This window comes from Edaphobacter sp. (assembly GCF_035532915.1).
GTDB lineage: Bacteria > Acidobacteriota > Terriglobia > Terriglobales > Acidobacteriaceae > Edaphobacter.
This window is the reverse complement of the sequence record NZ_DATKQC010000355.1, coordinates 1-4,448: the sequence shown is the minus strand read 5'-3', so window position 1 is coordinate 4,448 and position 4,448 is coordinate 1. Positions and strand designations below refer to the sequence as shown.

Annotated in this window: 6 protein-coding genes; 5 read left to right on the top strand and 1 reads right to left on the bottom strand. The window is 57.7% G+C overall.

What is annotated here, in order from left to right; genetic code table 11:
* Nucleotides 1-571, bottom strand: a 571-nt coding sequence (locus VMU57_RS16875; RefSeq protein WP_325385516.1) for a hydroxymethylpyrimidine/phosphomethylpyrimidine kinase, incomplete at its 3' end; no start/stop codon positions are given.
* Nucleotides 572-819: 248 nt separating this feature from the next.
* On the opposite strand from VMU57_RS16875, the gene VMU57_RS16870 reads away from it, so the two are divergent.
* From VMU57_RS16870 to secG, 5 genes are all read left to right on the top strand, one after another.
* Nucleotides 820-1,356, top strand: a complete 537-nt coding sequence (locus tag VMU57_RS16870; RefSeq protein ID WP_325385514.1) for a septal ring lytic transglycosylase RlpA family protein — start codon at nucleotides 820-822, stop codon at nucleotides 1,354-1,356.
* Nucleotides 1,357-1,497: 141 nt separating this feature from the next.
* Nucleotides 1,498-2,055, top strand: a complete 558-nt coding sequence (locus tag VMU57_RS16865; protein ID WP_325385512.1) for a sigma-70 family RNA polymerase sigma factor — start codon at nucleotides 1,498-1,500, stop codon at nucleotides 2,053-2,055.
* Complete coding sequence (locus VMU57_RS16860) at nucleotides 2,052-2,702, top strand: hypothetical protein (protein WP_325385510.1); 651 nt, start codon at nucleotides 2,052-2,054, stop codon at nucleotides 2,700-2,702. Before VMU57_RS16865 ends, VMU57_RS16860 begins: the two co-directional genes overlap by 4 nt.
* Before the next feature lie 70 nt (nucleotides 2,703-2,772).
* On the top strand, nucleotides 2,773-3,537 hold the full coding sequence (locus VMU57_RS16855) for a secretin N-terminal domain-containing protein (protein ID WP_325385508.1): 765 nt from the start codon (nucleotides 2,773-2,775) through the stop codon (nucleotides 3,535-3,537).
* A gap of 319 nt (nucleotides 3,538-3,856) precedes the next feature.
* Nucleotides 3,857-4,153, top strand: a complete 297-nt coding sequence (gene secG, locus VMU57_RS16850; RefSeq protein WP_325385506.1) for a preprotein translocase subunit SecG — start codon at nucleotides 3,857-3,859, stop codon at nucleotides 4,151-4,153.
* Nucleotides 4,154-4,448: the final 295 nt, after the last annotated feature.

Sequence of the window (4,448 nt, the reverse complement as noted above, 5' to 3'; positions counted from 1 at the left end):
TCAGTAGAAAATCATCCGGCGGCTCCAGATGCCCTCCGGTAGCAAAGACATTCAGATCGCTCCCCGATTCCTGGACTCCGCGAGCCGCCCCCGGCAAGTCTCCCCGCTTCGCTACCCCCCTGCCCGTTAAGATTCCCAGCTCATCTATATTAGGAGTCACCCAATCCACCAGCGGCAGCAACCTCTCCCGCAACGTCGTAACTCCAGACTCATCCAGCAGTTCCCTGCCCGAGCTCGACCGCAGCACAGGGTCCAGCACCACCGGTACCCGCTCCCCCCTGGCTCTTAGCTCCCCCAAAAAGTCGGCCACCACGGCAACGGTCTCCTCGGTCGCGAGCATCCCAATCTTGATACCGGCAGCCGGCAGGTCGCCGTGGAGGCAATCGAGCGTTGCTCTTACTGTCTCCGGTCGTATTGGATGCGCCGCCTGCACTCCAACGGTCGACTGCACAGTCAGGCTGGTAATGCACGAAGTCCCAAAAAGGCCATGTGCCGCGAAGACCATCAGGTCCGCCGTCACCCCGGCGCCCGAGGAAGGATCAAACCCGGCAATCGTCAGCACGGTCCGCATTTTGGAGGGAAAAACCAAAAAAGAGCCTTTTTTCGCAAATTTCTCAAAAAAGTACAGCATACGGTCAAAACACTCAGAAGAGGGTAAATCGAGCATTAAAACCCTCTAATCCGGGCGATTAGCGGCCTGCCAGGTCTCATCTTCCTTTAGCACAAGCGTCTGGTTCCGGCAAGAGGCTTTGCCACTTAAATGGCTCCTGGCGTTTGACTTAGCTGGTTCAACTCAAGACAATAACAAGTGGAGAGTGCATGAAACTGATTCCTTCCACAATACGCGACCGCAAGGTCACTTTGATGAAAGGCGGAGTTGTCGTCGTCACTCTGATGATGGCCTTCGGTGTCGCGGCATCAGCAGCCAGCGATCCTGCTCCGGCCGCAAAAGATTCTGCTACCCATTCCGTGAACAAGGCAAAGGCGCACCACTGGTACCAGATTGGCGAAGCCTCCTGGTACGGCAACCGCTTTCAGGGACACACCACCGCAAACGGCGAGTCCTTCAATATGTACGCCCTCACCTGTGCCCATCGCAGCCTGCCCCTAGGCAGCTGGATCAGGGTCACCAATCTCCGGAACCACAAATCGATCTTCGTCCGCGTAAACGATCGTGGCCCGGTGCCCGACGACCGCATTATCGACCTTTCTTACGCAGCCGCGCGCGCCGTAGGCATCCATGGGCTAGGCAAGGTCAAGCTGGAGCCGGTACGCGGAGGCGACCCCAAGCTCGCCCAGGAGCTTCTGGCCCAACTCCAGATCCCGCTTCTCCCCAACGCCCACACCGGCGAATAACCCAAACCACTCCCCAGGCTTCTTAAAGGACACGGTATTGACCGTGTCCTTTGTCGTTAACCTCATCCTTTCGCAGTAGCCCCGCAAAATATTATCGAGCGCAAGTCACCCTATCCGCGTCTGTCAGCATAGAAGAGACTTATGGCGGCGTTCGAGGGATACAGTTTGGCATTGGGGGCAATGGAGAGTGCGCGGTCGGAGGTCGACCTCGCGGCTCTCGTGGAGACCTACTCCGCGCTTCTCTTCCGCGTGGCTCACTCTGTCGTGCGCAGCCGCACCGAGGCCGAGGACGTGGTGCAGGACAGCTTCGTCCGCGTTCTGGAGCACCGCCGCTCCCTGCCCGAGGTGCGCGACATGCGGGTATGGCTGGTTCGAATCACGTGGAACCTTGCCCTCGACCGTCGCCGCCGCATCCGGCCGGAGCAGTTGGACGAGGTCTTTGCCGGGACACTGGCCGCAAGTAGCGTGCCCGCCGACAAGGCGCTCGACGAAGCCCAGCGCATCAGCTCCGTGCTGCGCGAGATGGACAGATTGCCGAAAGCAGAGCGACACGTCCTTCTGCTCTCGGCGATCGAAGAGCTGGAAACGGCCGAGATGGCCGAAGTGCTGGGACGAAGCGAGTCGGCCGTTCGTGCCTTACTCTTCCGCGCGAGGGCACGGCTGCGCGAACGGCTCGAGAAAGAGGAGGTCAGGCGATGAAAGATTCCGATCAGGCAATTGAGAAGGCGCTGGCAGGGCTCAGAGATGCCGAAGCTCCCGCGGGAATGGAGCGCCGCATCCTGGAAAGGGTACAAAACCGCAAGACAGCCAGTACCCAATGGAACTGGCTCATGGCACTCCCGTCCCGGATTGCTGTCAGGTCAGTGGCCTATGCGGGCGCGACGGCAGGTATAGTGGCTCTCGTTCTAGCGATTCCTGCAATTCACCAGAGGCGACACGCTCCTACCCAGTCCGTGAAGACAATGTCCTCAGCATCGTTGCCTCCCGCTCCTTCAGCGACAGTGGCCGAGAGCGCAAAGCCTCAGAGGCTCTCAATCGTCACTCGGTCGCCACGAAGGACGAAGCCGAGAGAACTGGAGGTCACAGATTCCCAGGAGGCACTGGCCGTGCGCGAGATGAACGCCCCTAGCCGTCCCGCTCCTCCCTTGCCGTTGACCGAACAGGAGAAGGCACTCGTACGCTTCGTCCGCACGCGTACCCCCGAAGAGTTGGCAGCGATCGATCCCACGAAGTGGGCCGCGCAAGACGAGCAGCAGAGAGCAGAGTTCGACAGGTTCTTTAGGCGATTCACCAGGGAGCAAGCGGACAAGAAGAAATTGGCGCAAGAAGCGATGAACAAATCGTAACCATAAAAATCGAAGTTCCAAAAAAGGAGAAGGAATGGAATCGAACTGCCACGGAAGAGGGAGATGGAAGATGAAATTTGCGAGCGGAATTCTGGGAATGACATTGGCATTAACACTCGGTGGACTCAACGCACTGGCGCAACCTGCGCCTGCGTCTGCTGCCGCAAAGCCGAGCGATGAGTCGGTCAGAACCTTCTACCTCAACACCTTCAACCGGTACGATAACAACTTCGGCATGGCGAATGATGTCAACGAAATAGCGACCGCCCTTCGTAATACTCTTACTCCCTCAGCCCACATCATGCTGGTGCCCGGACAGAACGCCATCATCATTCGTTCCACCCCAGACGACATGGCAATCGCCGAAAAGATCATCAAAGACCTTGACCGGCCAAAGAAAGCATATCGCCTGACCTACACGATTACCGAGATGGACGGTGGCAAGAGCATTGGAACGCAACATTTATCAATGGTTGTGATCTCGGGGGAAAGGACCCAGCTCAAACAAGGCAGCAGAACTCCAATCGTAACTGGGTCTTACGATGGTGGAAAATCGGGTGCGCAGACACAGGTAACCTACATCGACACAGGGCTTAACTTCGATGTGTTGCTGGATGAGTCCGCCGATGCCATAAGGCTGCGCTCCAAGGTGGAGCAATCGAGCGTAGCCGATCAGGTCTCAGGCGTGGGACCGCAGGACCCGATCATCCGGCAGACCGTCCTGCAAGGGACATCGTTCCTGACCGCAGATAAACCGCTGGTGCTGGGATCGCTGGATATTCCCGGCAGCACAAGACGTCTGGACGTCGCGGTAGAAATGGAACCCATTAAGTGATTGGCTTTAGAAGGTGCTGATTTTTGTCGCTTCTGAAACCGCCCGCTGCTTGCTCGTGGGCGGCTCAGAGCTGCATGCGGACGGGACGGCAACATCTTCGTTGCAGGCTCTGGTAGAACTTTTGTAAGTGGTTGCACGATAGGCCACGATAGAGAGCCACACGCAGACGGACATAGAATCAGGAACATAGCGCTGCACAATATACGGTGATACACTGACTTTTAGGTTGAGGTGCTAGCGCCGCAAGGCATAGGGGTTCAAGTCCCCTCCTCCGCACCAATCCAAATATTCTGGCTCAAGAAGGTCGCAAAGCAATCCGATGCTCTATTTCGTCCTTGTCATCCACATCTTCGTCTCGTTCTTCATCGTAGGCATCATTCTTCTGCAACAGGGCAGCTCGGCGGACCTCGCAGGTGCCTTCGGCGGACAGGGTTCGCAGACAGCCTTCGGCCCTCGCGGCGCAGCGACCCTCCTCACCAAGCTCACCGCCTGGTCGGCTGTCCTTTTCATGATCACCTCCATCAGCCTCACGGTGATGCTCTCCCGCTCCAGCGGCGATCACTCTGTCCTCTCCGGCGCCAGCCACCCCGTCACCCAGACCACTCCCAAGAAATAGGCGTTCTAAAGTTCAGAAAAGCGCGGGCCAATGGCTCGCGCTTCTTCATGCTCACGCCCTATCTAAACACCGCCACAAACGCACGTCAGCTCGACCGAAGGCGGCGCTTTTGCCGCCGCAGCGGAGAGACCCCTCTATTTCGCCTTTGCCCCCTGCCAGTTTTTAATCCGTCTCATCGTTGTAATCCGTGTTAAGCCTTTAGTCTTTAAAAGACCATGATCCACGAAATCCTCATCGTAGGCCCGCTCCAGTGCAACTGCTCTATCCTCGGCGACGAAGTCTCCCGCGAGGCCAT

Coding starts and splice junctions, on each gene's coding strand:
- VMU57_RS16860 (WP_325385510.1), top strand. CDS start 2,052: ATGAAAGATTCCGATCAGGCAATTGAGAAGGCGCTGGCAGGGCTCAGA.
- VMU57_RS16870 (WP_325385514.1), top strand. CDS start 820: ATGAAACTGATTCCTTCCACAATACGCGACCGCAAGGTCACTTTGATG.
- VMU57_RS16865 (WP_325385512.1), top strand. CDS start 1,498: ATGGCGGCGTTCGAGGGATACAGTTTGGCATTGGGGGCAATGGAGAGT.
- VMU57_RS16855 (WP_325385508.1), top strand. CDS start 2,773: ATGAAATTTGCGAGCGGAATTCTGGGAATGACATTGGCATTAACACTC.
- secG (WP_325385506.1), top strand. CDS start 3,857: ATGCTCTATTTCGTCCTTGTCATCCACATCTTCGTCTCGTTCTTCATC.